Here is a 15,206-nt window from a genome sequence, read left to right on the forward strand (position 1 = left end):
GCGTAGCGCGGCTAGGTAAGTGAGCGGATCGGGCGGGATCAGCGCAGAACGGGAAGCACGAGACGTACGGACGGAGTTGGAGCGAGGAGGCGGGCTACAGAGGACATCAGAATCACCATTGTTGTTGTTAATTGGGCCTGACGCGGGAGCAATCACGCGCGTTGGCCAACCGGTCTGTTGCCGGTAGTGGCGGCGATCCTAATGGGGCAACCTTTCAGCCAGCTTTCGCAGGTGAAAGCTTCGATACCAACGGCCAACCGGCCGTCGGATGCGACTAGAGTCAATGAACACGGGAACGGGAGGGCAGGGTGATGAATGAATTGCACAGCGGCGGCTGCCATTGCGGACATATCCGCTATCAGTTCAGCGGAGCGTTGCGCGACATTGCCCACTGTCATTGTTCGATCTGTCGAAAGGTCAGCGGTGGCATCGTCACCACCTGGATCACGCTACCGGCGGCGAACTTCCAATGGCTGACCGGAACGCCTTCGCGCTATGACTCGTCAACCAGCTGCGCGCGGTTCTTCTGCCCGGACTGCGGCGCGCAACTGGCGCTGGTGACCTTGCTCAGCCCCGAGAGCATCGATCTGACCATCGCCACGCTGGATCACCCGGAACAAGCCGCCGCCGAGCGGCACATCTGGACCGATAGCCAGTTACCATGGCTGCATCTGGATGAACATCTGCCGGGCGAGCCCGAAGAAACCATCTGATCAAAAAACAGACAGATCCAGCGGCCGCATCGCGCCCATCCAGACCGCGTGCTCGGTGTGATCCAGCAAGTCATCGCCGGTGTCCGGGTGCAGGAACACCACCAACCCCTTGCGATTGAGCGCCAGCCACGGCAGCACGTCGCCGATCAGCTCGGGCCCGAAGGCCAGTTGGCAGCTCCAGTCCGGATGCGGGCCGACCGGGCGTTCGTGCACGCGGCCCATCTTCAACGGGAATAATTGCGCGGCCTGCTCACACAGCGCACGCGCCTGTTCGATGGTGCTCGCGTCGTAATAAACATGGGCGTGATAACCCTTGATCGTCTGCATCGCAAACCCTCTGAATCGGTTCGAACCCTCGGCGTTGGCCGTATGTCACACGCCATACAAGGGAAAACAAAAGGGACCTCAGCCATGAAAAATGCCGAAACCCCGGTGGTGAAAGTGGTGCTCTATGGTGCCATGAGTAGCCTGGGCAGTGCGTTGATGGCTGAACTGCTGCGCCGCCAGCACGAAGTCATCGCCATCCTCGACGACCTGACCGCCCTGGCGCCACGTCCTGGCCTGCGCACCAAAAGCGGCGATCTGTTTGATGCCGAACGAGTCAACCAGAGTGTGGCCGGCAGCTCGGCGGTGATTTGCCTGCTCGATGCGCCGGGCCTGCCGTTCAGCAGCGAGCATGTGGAAAAGTCCGTGGTGCTCGGGTCGGTGGAACAGGTGCTGGCGGTCGATGCGCTGATCGATGGCCTGCAGGCGGCGCACGTGTCGCGGCTGTTTGTCGTGGGGAATTTCGCGCTGCTGGACGAGCCGGATCTGGATGATCGCCTGCAACGCCACGCCGCCGAGGAAATCCGCGAAGCCCTGCAAGGCAGCCCGTTGCGCTGGACGCTGGTCGATGCGCCGCGTGGAGTGGCAGGGCTGACCATCGAGCATTTCAGCCAGGTCAGCAGCAGCCTTGAGCCGGGGCTGGCCGAACCGCTGGAACGCCTGAGCCGGGTGGCCATCGGGATGGCCGATGAATTGCGGTTGAATCTGCATGTGGGCGAACACGTGAAGTTTGTCGCGGTGTCGGACGGCTGATCACACCGCGATCGAAGGCAATTCCATTCCCGTCAGCGACTGCGCGCTGCTGGCCTGTTCGGCCATCAACCAATCGACGAATTGTTGAATCAACGCCCCACGCCGTTTGCGTTGCGGCAGCACCACGTAATAACCGAGGCGGGAGAGGGTGGTCTCGGCAATCGGCCGGCACAACAAACCCTGGGCCAGCAAGTTATCCACAAGGTGCCGCCAGCCGATGGCCACACCCTGACCGCCAATTGCCGCTTGAATGAGCAGCGTGTAGTTGTCGAAACGCAGTTGGCCCGGCGCGGGCGGCGTGTTGATGCCGAGTTCGCGGAACAGACCGCTCCAGTCGAACCAGTTGCTGCTGTTCTCACCGCGCAGATGCAGCAACGGAAATTCCAGCAGCGCCTGAGGCGGCAAGGGCCGGACGCGATCCTTGAGCAATTGCGGGCTGCACACCGGGAACACTTCTTCGCTGAACAGCCAATGACTTTCGCCCTGTTTGAAGCGACCGTCGCCGAACAGCACGGCAACGTCGATATCCGGCCGGAGCATGTTGTGATTGCGTTCGCTGGTGACCAGGCTGACATCGACCTGCGGATTGGCTTCGTGAAAACGGTGGAGGCGCGGCATCAGCCAGTAAGCGGCGAAGGCGAAATCGGTGGCGACCTGCAGCACTTCATGTTGCTGCTGTGCACTGATCGCGCTCAATCCTGCGTCGATATTCTGCAAACCGAGGGTGACTTGCTCGAAAAGGATCGAACCGACCTCGGTCAGCTCGATACCTCGGTAGATCCGGTCGAACAGCCGTGTTCCGAGCTGCTCCTCCAGCCTTTTGATTTGCTGACTGATGGCCGGTTGAGTGGTGCCGAGTTCCACCGCTGCAGCAGTAAAACTGCGATGACGGGCCGCCGCCTCGAAGGCGCGCAGCAGGTCCAGCGACAAATCACCGAGGGCTTCATACATAAGCTGTGCTTATCCTAGTCATTGTCCGGCGCGGGCTTTACCGGAGATTGCGTGGAATCCATGCTCGATCGCAGCAATGTCGCATAAATATTCACTATGGAATGCCGCGATCACATGAAGCGCAAGAACATTCTCTTCATCATGGCCGATCAAATGGCCGCGCCAATGTTGCCGTTCTACGGCCCGTCGCCGATCAAACTGCCGAATCTAAGCCGCCTCGCCGAACAGGGCGTGGTGTTCGATGCCGCGTATTGCAACAGCCCGCTGTGCGCGCCGTCGCGATTTACCTTGGTCAGCGGCCAGTTGCCGAGCAAGATCGGCGCCTACGACAATGCCGCCGATTTCCCCGCCGACATTCCCACCTACGCCCATTATCTGCGGCGCCTCGGTTACCGCACTGCGCTGTCGGGCAAGATGCACTTCTGCGGGCCGGATCAACTGCACGGTTACGAAGAACGTCTGACCAGCGACATCTACCCGGCCGATTATGGGTGGGCAGTGAACTGGGACGAGCCCGACGTGCGGCCGAGCTGGTACCACAACATGTCCTCGGTGTTGCAGGCCGGGCCGTGCGTGCGTACCAACCAGCTCGACTTCGACGAAGAAGTGGTGTTCAAGGCGCAGCAATACTTGTTCGACCATATTCGCGAGGACGGCGACCAGCCGTTCTGCCTGACCGTGTCGATGACTCACCCCCACGACCCCTACACGATTCCCAAGGCGTTCTGGGATTTGTACGACGATGCGGATATCCCGCTTCCCGCAACACCGGACCAGCATTCGCTCGATCCGCATTCCCAGCGTTTGCTCAAGGTCTACGACCTGTGGGACAAGCCGCTGCCTGTGGATAAGATCCGCGATGCGCGTCGCGCTTATTTCGGTGCGTGCAGCTATATCGACGCCAACGTCGGCAAACTCCTGCAAACACTCGAAGATACCGGGCTGATCGATGACACCATCATCGTGTTCTCCGGCGACCACGGCGACATGCTTGGGGAAAAAGGCCTCTGGTACAAAATGCACTGGTTCGAAATGGCCGCGCGAGTGCCCCTGTTGATAAGTGCGCCAGGTCAGTTCAATGCGCGTCGAGTAAGCGCCGCAGTGTCCACCGCCGACCTGCTGCCGACTTTCGTCGAACTGGCCGGCGGCAGCCTGGAACCGAATCTGCCGCTGGACGGCCGCTCGCTGGTGTCGCACCTGCAAGGGCAGGGCGGTCACGACGAAGTGTTCGGCGAATACATGGCCGAAGGCACCGTCAGCCCGCTGATGATGATCCGCCGTGGCGCCTACAAATTTATCTACAGCGAAACCGACCCTTGCCTACTCTTCGATGTGGATAACGATCCACGGGAGCAGGAAGAACTCAGCCAGTCACCGCAACATCGCCAGCTGTTCGACGATTTTCTCGCCGAAGCACGGGCCAAATGGGACATTCCGGCGATTCACCGCGAGGTGCTCGAAAGCCAGCGACGCCGGCGCTTCGTTGCCGAGGCGCTGACCATCGGCAAGCTGAAGAGCTGGGATCACCAGCCGCTGGTCGACGCCAGTCAGCAGTACATGCGCAACCACATCGACCTCGATGACCTGGAGCGCAAAGCCCGTTATCCACAACCCTGCCAAAACCAATAACGTTAAGGGGAAGTCCATGGTCAAGTTATCCACAGTCGTGACGGTCAGCCTGCTGGCACTGGGCAGCGCATCGGCGTTCGCCGAGAGCTGCGACACGGTGAAAATGGCCGACCCCGGCTGGAGCGACATTGCCGCGACCAACGCCATCACCGGGTTTCTGCTGGACGGCATGGGCTACAAGGCCAAGGTCGACACCCTTGCGGTGCCGATCACCTTCGGCGGCTTGAAGGATGGCCAGGTCGACGTGTTCCTTGGCAACTGGATGCCGGCGCAGCAGGGCTTCTACGACAAGTTCGTGGCCACCGGCGACGTCACGCAACTGGCGAAGAACCTCGACGGCACCGAATTCACCTTGGCCGTGCCGGACTACGTGTGGGATGCGGGTGTGCATAACTTTTCCGACCTGAACAAATTCGCCGACAAGTTCGACCGCAAGATCTACGGCATCGGCTCCGGCGCGCCGGCAAACATCTCGCTGCAAGAGATCATCAAGAAGAACGACTTCGACATGGGTCAGTGGAAGCTGATCGAGTCCAGCGAACAGGCGATGCTGGCCGAAGTCTCGCGGGCGGTGAAGAAACAGAAATTCGTCACCTTCCTCGGCTGGACCCCGCACCCGATGAACGTGCAGCTGAAAATGCATTACCTCAAGGGAGGCGAGAAGTACTTTGGCGACACCGGCAGCGTCTACACCCTGACCCGCAAGGGCTACGCCGAGGCCTGTCCGAATGTGGGTAAATTGCTGACCAATCTTTCGTTCACTCAGGAGATGGAGAACAGCATCATGGCCGAGGTGGTGAACAAGAAGGTCAGCAATGCCGATGCGGTTAAGGCCTGGATCAAGGCGAATCCGGCGGTGCTGGATAAGTGGCTTGATGGTGTGAAAACCGTGGATGGCAAAGATGCTTTGCCGGCGGTTAAAGCCAAGCTGTAACTGCGCGGGCCGATCGTTCCCACGCTCTGCGTGGGAATGCCGCCATGGACGCTCCGCGTCCCGAGCTGCGTACAATGCGCAAAATTTCACCCGAGAGGATTCATGGCCTTCCCCAGCCGCCGCTCACTGTTCCCCTTCCTGACCTGGCTGCCCCGGCAGACCCGCGCCAGCGTCGGGCGGGACCTGGTCGTCGGCCTCAGCGGCGCGATTCTCGCGTTGCCGCAGTCGATTGCCTACGCGCTCATCGCCGGTCTCCCACCCGAATACGGCCTCTATGCGGCGATCATCCCGGTGCTGATCGCCTGTCTGTGGGGCTCGTCGTGGCATCTGATCTGCGGCCCGACCGCTGCCATTTCGATTGTTCTGTTCGCCAGTGTCAGTCCACTTGCCGTGCCTGCATCACAGGACTACATCACCCTGATCCTGTTGCTGACGTTCCTCGCCGGGATTTTCCAGTGGCTATTGGGATTGCTGCGCTTCGGCGCACTGGTGAATTTCGTCTCGCACTCGGTGGTGCTGGGGTTCACCCTCGGCGCGGCGGTGGTTATTGCCATCGGGCAATTGCCGAACCTGCTGGGGCTGGATCTGCCGGCCAAGGCCACGGCGCTGGCCAGCCTGATGGATCTGCTACGGCATCTAGGGGCTGTGGATAAACCGTCGCTCGTACTCGGCGTCGCTACGGTGGTGGTTGGCGTATTGCTCAAGCAACTGCTGCCACGCTGGCCGACGCTGTTGATGACCTTGGTATTAGGCAGTCTGGTGGTGTGGCTGTGGCCGGCGATGTTCGGCCATGTTCACTTGGTCAGCGCTTTCGTGGGGCGCCTGCCGCCGTTCAGTGGTTTGCCGCTGGACATGGATCTGGTCCTGCGTCTGCTGCCCAGTGCCGTGGCGGTGGGCATGCTCGGGCTGGTCACCAGCCTGTCGATTGCCCGTTCGATTGCTGCGCGTTCCCAGCAATTGCTCGATGCCAATCAGGAAGTCCGTGCCCAGGGACTTTCCAACATCATCGGGGCGTTCTTTTCGGGATCGTTGTCCGCCGGATCGTTCACCCGTTCCGGGCTGAGTTATGAGGCCGGGGCCTGTTCACCGCTGGCCGGGGTGTTTTCGGCGTTATGGGTGGCGCTGTTCGCGATTTTCGGTGCAGGGCTGATTGCGCACATTCCGATCCCGGCGATGGCCGGCAGCATTCTGTTGATCGCCTGGGGGCTGGTGGATCATCGCGGCATTCGTGCGTTGCTGCGGGTCAGCCGGGCAGAATTTGTGGTGATGGGCCTGACCTGCGTTGCCACGTTGCTGCTGGAATTGCAGACAGCCATTTACGCCGGGGTACTGGCCTCGCTGTTTTTCTACCTCAAGCGCACCTCGCAGCCACGAGTGCAGCATTGGCGCGATGGCGAAGATGATGTGTTGCGGGTCGGCGGCTCGATCTTCTTCGGCGCCAGCCACTACCTGCAAGTGCGCCTGCAACGGATGCACGGTGCGCGGGTGGTGATCGAGGCGCAGCAGATCAACTTCATCGACTACTCCGGCGTGGAAATGCTCCATCAGGAAGCCCGGCGCCTGCTGCGCCAGGATCGCAGCCTGACCTTGCGTCAGGCGCGACCACAGGTGGTGGAGGAGTTGCGCAAACTCGAAGGGCCGGAGAAATGCCCGATCCGCTTCGAGGACTGAAGGCGCCTTAGAGCGCCAGTTGTCGACGCAATTCAGCCAGAACCGGCGCCGTGTCGGGACGCACACCGCGCCACAGGAAAAACGCTTCCGCCGCCTGTTCCGCCAGCATGCCCAAGCCATCCATCACCACGCCCGCGCCGTGCTCGCTGGCCCAGCGGCAGAACGCGGTCGGTTCCTTGCCGTACATCATGTCGTAGCACAGGGTCTGGCCCGGCTCGATCAGGCTTTCTGCAATCGGCGGCACATCGCCGGTGAGGCTGGCGGAGGTGGCGTTGATGATCACGTCCACCGGCTCGCGCAACCAGTCGTAACCACTGGCCGATACCGGCCCGAGGTCGCAGAACAGTTCGGCCAGCAGCTCGGCCTTGTCCACCGTGCGGTTGGCGATGATCACCGAGGCCGGTTTTTCCGCCAGCAAAGGCTCCAGCGCACCGCGCACCGCGCCACCGGCGCCGAGCAGCAGAACGCGTTTGCCGGTGAGGCTGAATCCGGCGTTGACCGTCAGATCGCGCACCAGCCCGGCGCCGTCGGTGTTATCCCCGAGCAAGGTGCCGTCGGCGAGTTTGCTCAGGGTGTTCACCGCACCCGCACGTTGAGCACGGGCGGTCAGGCTGTTGGCCAGGCGGTAGGCGTCTTCCTTGAAGGGCACCGTCACGTTGGCACCGCGACCGTCCTGGAAAAACGCCGTGGCGCAGCCGGAAAAATCGTCGAGCGGTGCCAGCAGGGTGCTGTAGTCGAGGCTCTGTCCGGTCTGTTCGGCGAACAGCTTGTGAATCATCGGCGACTTGCTGTGGCCGATCGGGTTACCGAAAACGACGTAACGATCCATCAGAAGTCCTCAGGCCTGGGCCAGCCAGTCGCGATCTTGCAGGAAGTAGTCGGTCAGGCGCGCTTCTTCGCTGCCCGGCTCGGCTTTCCAGTCGTAGGCCCAGCGCACTTGCGGCGGCAGCGACATCAGGATCGACTCGGTGCGACCGCCCGACTGCAGGCCGAACAGGGTGCCACGGTCGTAGACCAGGTTGAACTCGACGTAGCGACCGCGACGGAACTCCTGGAACTCGCGCTGCTTGGCGGTGAACGCGTCGTTCTTGCGGCGCTGCACGATCGGCAGGTAAGCGTCGATGTACGCATCGCCGATGGCACGCATGAAGGCGAAACTGGTATCGAAGTCCCACTCGTTCAGGTCATCGAAGAACAGACCGCCGATGCCACGTGGTTCGTGGCGATGCTTGATGTGGAAATAGGTGTCGCACCAGGCCTTGTAGCGCGGATAGACGTCCGGGCCGAACGGCGCGCAGGCCTGTTCGGCGACGCGGTGCCAGTGGATACAGTCTTCTTCATTGCCGTAGTACGGCGTCAGGTCGAAACCGCCGCCGAACCACCAGACCGGCTCTTCACCCTCCTTCTCGGCGATGAAAAAGCGCACGTTGGCGTGGGACGTCGGCACATGCGGGTTGTGCGGGTGGATCACCAGCGACACACCGAGGGCTTCGAAACCACGCCCGGCCAGTTCCGGCCGATGAGCGCTGGCGGACGGTGGCAGACCGCTGCCGAAGACGTGGGAAAAGTTGACGCCGCCCTTTTCGATCACCGCGCCGTTCTCGATCACCCGGGTGCGACCGCCACCGCCGGCCGCACGGGTCCAGGCGTCTTCGACGAAGCGCGTGCCGCCGTCTTCGGATTCCAGCGCCGCGCAGATGCGGTCTTGCAGGTCGAGCAGATAGGCCTTTACGGCGTCGGTGCGGGTCGTCATGGCATCACCTTGGATCGGGCATCGCCCCGTGAGCGAGGGGGCGGCGCAAATGGGCGCGTAGCATACCATCGCAGGAAGGCACGCCGCAGTTGACGAAGATCAAGCAGGGGAGTTCGATAGGGGCCTTCCGAATCGTCCCAAGGAGTAGGCAGATGGCCAAGCGAATCCAGTTCCGCGCCCATGGCGGCCCCGAAGTGCTCGAATACGTTGACTACCAGCCCGCCGAACCCGGCCCGCAGCAGGTTCGCGTGAGCAACAAGGCCATCGGCCTGAACTTCATCGACACCTACTACCGCAGCGGCCTGTACGCGCCGCCGGCATTGCCGTCGGGTGTGGGGGCGGAAGGTGCGGGTATCGTCGAGGCGGTGGGCAGCGCCGTCACCCGGTTCAAGGTCGGTGACCGCGTGGCCTATGGCAGCGGCCCGCTGGGCGCATACAGCGACGTGCATGTCCTGCCCGAGGCCAATCTGGTGCACCTGCCAGACGCCATCAGCTTCGAAACCGCCGCCGGCGTGATGCTCAAGGGCCTGACCGTGCAGTACCTGCTGCGCCAGACCTATGAACTCAAGGGCGGCGAAACCATTCTGTTCCACGCAGCAGCCGGCGGCGTCGGCCTGCTCGCCTGCCAATGGGCGAAAGCGCTGGGAGTGAAGCTGATCGGCACTGTCAGCTCGCCAGCGAAAGCCGAACTGGCCAAGGCCCACGGCGCCTGGGAAACCATCGATTACAGTCACGAAAATGTCGCCCAGCGGGTGCTGGAATTGACCGACGGGAAGAAAGTCCCGGTGGTCTACGACGGCGTCGGCAAGGACACTTGGCCGGCCTCGCTGGACAGCGTGGCGCCTCGCGGTCTGCTGGTGAGCTTCGGCAACGCCTCGGGCGCGGTGGACGGAGTGAACCTGGGGATTCTGGCGGCGAAAGGCTCGCTGTACGTCACCCGGCCAACGCTCGCGACCTACGCCAACAACGCAGAGAACCTGCAACGCATGGCGGATGAGCTGTTCGGGATGATCACCAGCGGCAAGCTGAAAGTGGATATCAGCCAGCGTTACGCACTGGCTGATGCGGCGAAGGCGCAGACTGAGTTGTCGGCACGACGCACCACCGGCTCCACCGTTCTGCTGCCCTGACGGCAGATCTCTCCGGCCAATCGTCATGACTTGGTCGGAGTCTGTGGCAACTCTGCAAAAAACGGTGTCTTGCCGGTCAAGGTCGTTTCAAATGCCTGACGGGCAAGACGCTTCACCTCCAACCCCAACACACCGGGCAGACTGAGCAATGCGCTCGCTTGCCCCTCGACCTGCAAAGCACCTTCGATGAGGGTTTGCGCGACAGCAGTCAGTCTGTCCTCGGCGATAACCAGACGCATGTGCGCTCCACCGGGCCGTCGCTCGATCTGCACCTGCACATCTGCTGTGCCCAACTCAGGCAGGATCTGCCGAAGTATGTGCATTACCTGTGACTGAGTGATGATCGCCCCACCCAGTTTGATCGATGTTTCAACCCGTCCATCAAGGGCCAGAACCGGCATGGAGCTGCCACAGGCACAATTCGTCACCGTGCGCAGGATTCGCCCGCGATCCCCGATCCTGTAGCGAAACAGCGGCGCATGATCGGGCAGCAGGGGCGTCAGCAGAAACTCGCCTGTCTTCTCTTCTGCCACGGCCAGAAGGGTCCGGGGATCAACCACTTCGACCAGCATCGCGTCGGCATGCAAATGATAAAAACCGTGTTCAAGGTGTGCACACTGAAAGCCGATGGGACCCGTTTCCGTCGAGCTGTAGCCCAACGAGCGAATTTTCAGCTTCGGCCAATCCCTGGCCAATTGGTCGCGCAGCGTTTTACTGCAGGGTTCTCCAATGTAGTAAAGCCACCTCAGACTGCCCAACTGTTCTGAACCAACGTCTTCATGATTGAACAGCGCGGCGGCAAAGGAGGGGGTGCACATCAGCGCATCGGCCGCGTGTGACTGAATCAGCTCGGCAATGCGCTGAACACCCATCTGTGAGCCAGCGGGCAACAAGCGTGCGCCAATGTGCTGAACAATGGCTGTCGCGTAATGAAACGCACCCTGCATTTCACCGGCCGTCAGGCAGTTGATGACCACGTCCGGACGCTCGTCCGTCATACCAAACACCCGTGCTCCCAGAGGCACGATCGCGGCGTTGAACGCCCAGGAATGGGTGATCTGTTTGCGATTGCCGGTGCTCCCTCCCGAGGTCAGGGTCAGTCCACCACCGGGTGCTCGGTGCGACGCATCGCCGAGTGCGGAAAACAGCTCACCGCCGAACTCGTCTTCCACTGCCAGAACCGGCAGTCGACGCAGATCAGCCAATGTCTGCACCTCCAGAATCCGGGGATACAGCGCACGGAACCAGGGCAGAGAACGCGCGTGAGCCAATTTTTGTGCAAGCGCCTCGGCTGATAAATCCATCAGTGGATCATTGCTCATTAGCCCATCCTCCCTGACGAATGCCCAACTCGTCGAATCCGCTACGGACGGCACTCGCCAGAGATTCCAACTGGCGCTGACTGTGGCTCGCGCTGATGGCCAGACGCAAAATCGCCTCGCCCTTGGCCACTACCGGAAACAGTGCGGTAGTGACCGCCATGCCCTGCCGACGCAAATGCTGCGCCAGACAGATCGCATCTCTCTCGGCTCCGACGCGGACAAAACGAATGGGGGACTCGACCTGATGATTGCCCAGCACCGGCCCAAGCAGACCGTCGATCACGGCGATATTTCGCCACAGGTCAGACTGCAATCGACCCAGCTCCGGCGACAGGTGGATATTCCCGGAGGCGACCGCCGCGCCAACTCCAGCCAGGGAAAGTGGTCCACCAAACGTATAAGTCGAAGCGTGGCTTCGTATCAGCTCGGCATCCGCCGCTGTACGCACGGTGATCGCGCCACCGGTTGCACCGAATGCCTTGGAAAGAGACGACAGGAGAATCAGTCGACCGCGTAGCCGTTCCTCAGCTGCAACCAATGCATATCCACCCCCTGCCGCTCCGTGGATCGAAGTGCCGTGGGCATCATCCGCATAGAGATAACCGTCAAAACGCTCCGCCAGTTGCAACAGGCGGTTGACCGGATACAAACCGCGCATCGAACCAATGCTGTCGGTCAGGATGATGGGCGAGTTACCCGCTGCGACCGCCGCCAGACACGCATCCTCCACTTGCTCCAAATCGCTGCAATCGCAGCGCTTTACCGGCCCGAACTGCCAGAGAATGCCCTGCAGCACCTGCATCGAGGCATGCGCTGCACGGTCAACAATCCAGCAGGGACCACGCCTCAAGGGGTAGGAGGGCATTTCGCCGGAACCGAGCAGCGGCAGGCAGCCGAGATGCGCACTGCCTACGGAGTTGAAGGTAACCGTATGTCCCTGAAATATCCGGCTCAGTTGTTCATCCAGCTCACGCATGGGAGGCAACAGTACTCGGGTTCGCGCGGCAGCGAACTGCACACCAAAGGCTTCAGCGGCGCTCACGGCTCCGTGAATCAAGCGTGGATCACACTCCAGCCCCAGGTAAGAACATGAGAGAAACTCCGTCAGCCGTTCGCCGCTGTCGAGTTCGATCTCCTTGCCTTCACGTTTGACCAGTTTCAGACCATTCAGCCCGGCATCGAATAACTGCTGTTGATCATCACGAGATTGCCGAACACGGTTTTTGACCCAATTGACGGTCGGTTGAAAGGTGTTCATCGGGATACCTGCATAGAGGCTGTCCGGCGATAGACCTGCACACGCCAGAGCTGGGTTTTTTCTCGTGCGATTTCTGCCTGGTACTGATGGGTGATATCGCAGAAACCTGCACAATCGGGTTGAACCACATGTAAATGGCCACGCATGACCACCCGCGCGTTTTCTGCCAGCGCTGGTGCCAGATGCTGCAGAACATGGGTACCGGCCGTTTCGGGCATGAAGGAGGGCACGTCCGACAGAGATACGAAATCGATGCCTGTTTCCCCGTCAACGCAGTCGAGGATGTCAGCCTGCACAACGCGTAACTCGCACTGCTGAAGACCCTCACGGGCACGCTGGAAAATTGCCGGATCGCACTCCAGCGGAAAGCCTTGCGGATAGCGCAGTTCACCGAAAAACAGCATTTGCAGGAAAAAGCTCTCCCGGACCACCTGAGAGCTGAACAGCCTGTGGAAAATTTCCAGATAGGCCGCACGGGAACTGATACCAAGGTTGTTGGGTGGAAACGAGCCTTTGTACAACAGCGAATTGAGCACTGCTGCGTTGCCCAGCAAAGCGATCACGGCCTTCCAGCGCTTGAGTGGAAAGCGCTTTCGGTAATATTCGGTTTGTTCTTCAAGGCAGCCGTACTGAAAAATGCCCCGGCCCGCCTTGCCGGTAAACAGTCCGGTGATCTTCGCCAGCCGCTTCAGAGTCTGCTCGAATGCGCCCATGTAAATCGGCGCGTCCCATTGCCTGGACTGGAATAACCCGAACAACCAGCGACGATCTGCGGGCGGCAAAATCAATTGCTGAAAAATGGATCGGCGCCGTGCTCTGAGACTTTCCATCCGATAGCCCATGAACTCCATGAACGACTCGTGATCGGTCTGTTCCAGCAACGCCAGACGCAACCGGGTGAACGCCAGTTGCGGCGCACTGATGTCGCTACAGGTCATGCGTAACGGGTTTGCGGCCAGCAGCGGCAACAGGCGCCCGCCGCATCCGGCAATACCCAGCACGTGTCGGGCATGCCTGGGCAGGATTGCGTACTCAAGCGCGGTGTCTTCATCCCCCAGCGTGTAGTTGAGCTGGTCGAAATAGTCAGCCATGTCTACCTCCAGCCACCTGATGTGAACATGGGTAGGAGGTCTTCATTGGTTGTCCAGGGCGTGAAGGAAGTCATAGCGGGGCGCCAGCCCGTTTTGCCAGGCCTCGTATTGCTCATAAACGGCCTCAAGCATGTTGCCGGTCAGGCGCAGGCTGGTTTCCATGACGGTGGCAACGGCATCCCAATCGTCCTGACGCTTGCAGGTACGCTGCAGCATGAGTTTGATTTCGTTGAAGTGCTCGATATCGATGTCGGAATGTGCAACGAAGAACGTCAGCTGAGCCGGTTTCAACTCCAGCGTTTCACTCAGACGATTAATAAGTGGCGTAATGAACTGGTAAGCATTTTCTGCCCAATAACTATAACCAAGCCGCTGCAGCGGGTTACCGGTAAAGGAAATCCAGTACAAATAGGCAATCAATACTTCAGTCTCTGGAAGCGCAGATGGAATATCGAACACTTCATGCTTCAGACCAAGGCTCATGACATCGTGCAACGCCATCTTTTCATGACCGACTTCCTGTGCCGCATGTTCAAAACAGAACTTCGCATACACCGGATTATCTGCATGTCGCACACCCACCAATCCTTGATTTCGCGCATTGTGTGCCGTGTAGTGAAAGGTTTCGATCATGTAGATCGCATATAACGCTCTGGAAACACCACCTTCGCGAATGGCTTTTACCAGCCGCGAACTCTCCAGAATATCGGCCCATGACTTTTCGATTCGCTCATCGAGCAGGCTCAACTGTTGGTTAAAACTGAGGGGCGGATTCATCAAGGTGCTTCTCCGGTGGGTTGGCGAGCAGGTGGATGGGTTGTTGAAGCGCGGCGAAAATCTGCTGCCATTGAGCTGAAAGCAGCCAGTAATCGCCGCGCTTGCGGTGTTCGATGTGTAGAGCGTCGGTCGTGATCGGCGTCAGGCCGAAGCGCTGGAAGAATCGCCGTTGCGGTGATCGGCAGAGGGCGGTGACGCCTTCATGACCGTGCCTGATCGCCCATTCCGTGGCAGCCGCCAGCAGGCCGTTGACCGACATCGGGAACTGATTTTGCGAGTGGCTGATCAAGCGGCTGAACTCGACATGGCGCGATAGCGCCACCGTGGGAGAAACATGCTGCTGCGTCAGTGATGCCCATTCGAACGGCGCAGGCGTGACTCTCAATACAGCCATGGGTCTGTCGTGCAGATACAGCAAAAAGTGGGTACTGCGCGAGGCAATTGCCAGGCGTGTTTCAAACAGTCTGGCTTTGGGCGTCAGCATGTAGTGCTGCAATCGCAGTCGAAAATGACGACCAACAAACTGTTCAAACTCTCGCGTATCCGAGCCTGCCTCAAGAATAACGATACGATAACTTTCATAACGACTTTTCAAGGTCGCCTGTAATGCCTGCAGACAGTCCGTTAATTGCAAATACCTGATATCCATTTCTTCTCCGCAGCCGTTAACTTTTCGAAGTTTTCTGAGCGCATTGAAATAATGAATGTTTTTAGAAAAACCGCCACTGTGCGGCTTCTGAGAATAACGTCGGAAAAATTACAACAAATGAATACTTACCGATTCATCTGACATAGAAAGGAAAAATTCAAACCGAAAAACCGGTCAGTATGTTCAGTTACATGAAGGAAAAATCGCAGGCACGCGTAGTACTCCTCGCTATAAAAGCCGAGGAGTACTCA

General features: G+C 60.0%; 15 protein-coding genes. 6 read left to right on the forward strand and 9 right to left on the reverse strand.

Going from position 1 to position 15,206, the window contains the following annotated elements:
* Nucleotides 1-311: 311 nt before the first annotated feature.
* Nucleotides 312-713, forward strand: coding sequence for a GFA family protein (locus M5B98_RS25970; RefSeq protein ID WP_248744392.1), 402 nt, complete (start codon nt 312-314; stop codon nt 711-713).
* Here the strand turns inward: M5B98_RS25970 and M5B98_RS25975 are convergent, their stop codons facing one another.
* Nucleotides 714-1,040, reverse strand: a complete 327-nt coding sequence (locus tag M5B98_RS25975; RefSeq protein ID WP_248744393.1) for a DOPA 4,5-dioxygenase family protein — start codon at nt 1,038-1,040, stop codon at nt 714-716.
* An 84-nt stretch (nt 1,041-1,124) separates the two neighbouring features.
* Between M5B98_RS25975 and M5B98_RS25980 the strand changes: the two genes are divergently transcribed.
* Complete coding sequence (locus M5B98_RS25980) at nt 1,125-1,790, forward strand: NAD(P)-dependent oxidoreductase (protein WP_248744394.1); 666 nt, start codon at nt 1,125-1,127, stop codon at nt 1,788-1,790.
* Here the strand turns inward: M5B98_RS25980 and M5B98_RS25985 are convergent, their stop codons facing one another.
* Nucleotides 1,791-2,741 (reverse strand): choline sulfate utilization transcriptional regulator, encoded by a 951-nt coding sequence (locus tag M5B98_RS25985; RefSeq protein ID WP_248744395.1) that lies wholly within the window; start codon nt 2,739-2,741, stop codon nt 1,791-1,793. It abuts the gene before it with no gap.
* Between the two features lie 114 nt (nt 2,742-2,855).
* On the opposite strand from M5B98_RS25985, the gene betC reads away from it, so the two are divergent.
* The 3 genes from betC (at nt 2,856) to M5B98_RS26000 (ending at nt 6,975) form a co-directional block, all read left to right on the forward strand.
* A complete protein-coding gene (gene betC / locus M5B98_RS25990) occupies nt 2,856-4,370 on the forward strand; it encodes a choline-sulfatase (RefSeq protein ID WP_248744396.1) in 1,515 nt (504 codons plus the stop codon).
* Between the two features lie 16 nt (nt 4,371-4,386).
* Nucleotides 4,387-5,304, forward strand: a complete 918-nt coding sequence (gene choX / locus M5B98_RS25995; protein WP_248740301.1) for a choline ABC transporter substrate-binding protein — start codon at nt 4,387-4,389, stop codon at nt 5,302-5,304.
* 102 nt (nt 5,305-5,406) lie between these two features.
* Nucleotides 5,407-6,975: a SulP family inorganic anion transporter gene (locus M5B98_RS26000; RefSeq protein WP_248744397.1), complete on the forward strand. Its 1,569-nt coding sequence runs from the start codon at nt 5,407-5,409 to the stop codon at nt 6,973-6,975.
* Between the two features lie 7 nt (nt 6,976-6,982).
* Here the strand turns inward: M5B98_RS26000 and aroE are convergent, their stop codons facing one another.
* Nucleotides 6,983-7,804, reverse strand: a complete 822-nt coding sequence (gene aroE / locus M5B98_RS26005) for a shikimate dehydrogenase (RefSeq protein WP_248744398.1) — start codon at nt 7,802-7,804, stop codon at nt 6,983-6,985.
* Between the two features lie 9 nt (nt 7,805-7,813).
* Nucleotides 7,814-8,728 (reverse strand): oxygen-dependent coproporphyrinogen oxidase, encoded by a 915-nt coding sequence (hemF, locus tag M5B98_RS26010; protein ID WP_248744399.1) that lies wholly within the window; start codon nt 8,726-8,728, stop codon nt 7,814-7,816.
* 152 nt (nt 8,729-8,880) lie between these two features.
* Between hemF and M5B98_RS26015 the strand changes: the two genes are divergently transcribed.
* Nucleotides 8,881-9,858, forward strand: a complete 978-nt coding sequence (locus M5B98_RS26015) for an NADPH:quinone reductase (protein ID WP_248744400.1) — start codon at nt 8,881-8,883, stop codon at nt 9,856-9,858.
* A gap of 23 nt (nt 9,859-9,881) precedes the next feature.
* On the opposite strand, the gene M5B98_RS26020 is transcribed toward M5B98_RS26015, so the two are convergent.
* The 5 genes from M5B98_RS26020 to M5B98_RS26040 are packed head-to-tail and all read right to left on the reverse strand — an operon-like array spanning nt 9,882 to nt 14,955.
* Complete coding sequence (locus M5B98_RS26020) at nt 9,882-11,180, reverse strand: phenylacetate--CoA ligase family protein (RefSeq protein ID WP_248744401.1); 1,299 nt, start codon at nt 11,178-11,180, stop codon at nt 9,882-9,884.
* Entirely contained in the window at nt 11,170-12,438 is a 1,269-nt protein-coding gene (locus M5B98_RS26025; protein WP_248744402.1) for an aminotransferase class I/II-fold pyridoxal phosphate-dependent enzyme, read from the reverse strand. The genes M5B98_RS26020 and M5B98_RS26025 overlap by 11 nt, the downstream gene beginning before the upstream one ends.
* A complete protein-coding gene (locus M5B98_RS26030) occupies nt 12,435-13,529 on the reverse strand; it encodes a DUF3419 family protein (RefSeq protein WP_248744403.1) in 1,095 nt (364 codons plus the stop codon). The genes M5B98_RS26025 and M5B98_RS26030 overlap by 4 nt, the downstream gene beginning before the upstream one ends.
* 42 nt (nt 13,530-13,571) lie before the next feature.
* Nucleotides 13,572-14,306: an iron-containing redox enzyme family protein gene (locus tag M5B98_RS26035; protein ID WP_248744404.1), complete on the reverse strand. Its 735-nt coding sequence runs from the start codon at nt 14,304-14,306 to the stop codon at nt 13,572-13,574.
* Entirely contained in the window at nt 14,284-14,955 is a 672-nt protein-coding gene (locus M5B98_RS26040) for a hypothetical protein (RefSeq protein WP_248744405.1), read from the reverse strand. The genes M5B98_RS26035 and M5B98_RS26040 overlap by 23 nt, the downstream gene beginning before the upstream one ends.
* Nucleotides 14,956-15,206 lie beyond the last annotated feature (251 nt).

This window comes from Pseudomonas sp. MWU12-3088, from assembly GCF_023242405.1.
GTDB lineage: Bacteria > Pseudomonadota > Gammaproteobacteria > Pseudomonadales > Pseudomonadaceae > Aquipseudomonas > Aquipseudomonas kribbensis.

What these genes read in the sequence shown, in the direction of transcription:
- M5B98_RS26030 (WP_248744403.1), bottom strand. Translation starts at nt 13,529, where the DNA reads ATGGCTGACTATTTCGACCAGCTCAACTACACGCTGGGGGATGAAGAC.
- choX (WP_248740301.1), top strand. Translation starts at nt 4,387, where the DNA reads ATGGTCAAGTTATCCACAGTCGTGACGGTCAGCCTGCTGGCACTGGGC.
- M5B98_RS26015 (WP_248744400.1), top strand. Translation starts at nt 8,881, where the DNA reads ATGGCCAAGCGAATCCAGTTCCGCGCCCATGGCGGCCCCGAAGTGCTC.
- hemF (WP_248744399.1), bottom strand. Translation starts at nt 8,728, where the DNA reads ATGACGACCCGCACCGACGCCGTAAAGGCCTATCTGCTCGACCTGCAA.
- M5B98_RS26040 (WP_248744405.1), bottom strand. Translation starts at nt 14,955, where the DNA reads ATGGATATCAGGTATTTGCAATTAACGGACTGTCTGCAGGCATTACAG.
- M5B98_RS26000 (WP_248744397.1), top strand. Translation starts at nt 5,407, where the DNA reads ATGGCCTTCCCCAGCCGCCGCTCACTGTTCCCCTTCCTGACCTGGCTG.
- M5B98_RS25975 (WP_248744393.1), bottom strand. Translation starts at nt 1,040, where the DNA reads ATGCAGACGATCAAGGGTTATCACGCCCATGTTTATTACGACGCGAGC.
- M5B98_RS26035 (WP_248744404.1), bottom strand. Translation starts at nt 14,306, where the DNA reads ATGAATCCGCCCCTCAGTTTTAACCAACAGTTGAGCCTGCTCGATGAG.
- M5B98_RS25985 (WP_248744395.1), bottom strand. Translation starts at nt 2,741, where the DNA reads ATGTATGAAGCCCTCGGTGATTTGTCGCTGGACCTGCTGCGCGCCTTC.
- aroE (WP_248744398.1), bottom strand. Translation starts at nt 7,804, where the DNA reads ATGGATCGTTACGTCGTTTTCGGTAACCCGATCGGCCACAGCAAGTCG.
- betC (WP_248744396.1), top strand. Translation starts at nt 2,856, where the DNA reads ATGAAGCGCAAGAACATTCTCTTCATCATGGCCGATCAAATGGCCGCG.
- M5B98_RS25970 (WP_248744392.1), top strand. Translation starts at nt 312, where the DNA reads ATGAATGAATTGCACAGCGGCGGCTGCCATTGCGGACATATCCGCTAT.
- M5B98_RS26020 (WP_248744401.1), bottom strand. Translation starts at nt 11,180, where the DNA reads ATGAGCAATGATCCACTGATGGATTTATCAGCCGAGGCGCTTGCACAA.
- M5B98_RS26025 (WP_248744402.1), bottom strand. Translation starts at nt 12,438, where the DNA reads ATGAACACCTTTCAACCGACCGTCAATTGGGTCAAAAACCGTGTTCGG.
- M5B98_RS25980 (WP_248744394.1), top strand. Translation starts at nt 1,125, where the DNA reads ATGAAAAATGCCGAAACCCCGGTGGTGAAAGTGGTGCTCTATGGTGCC.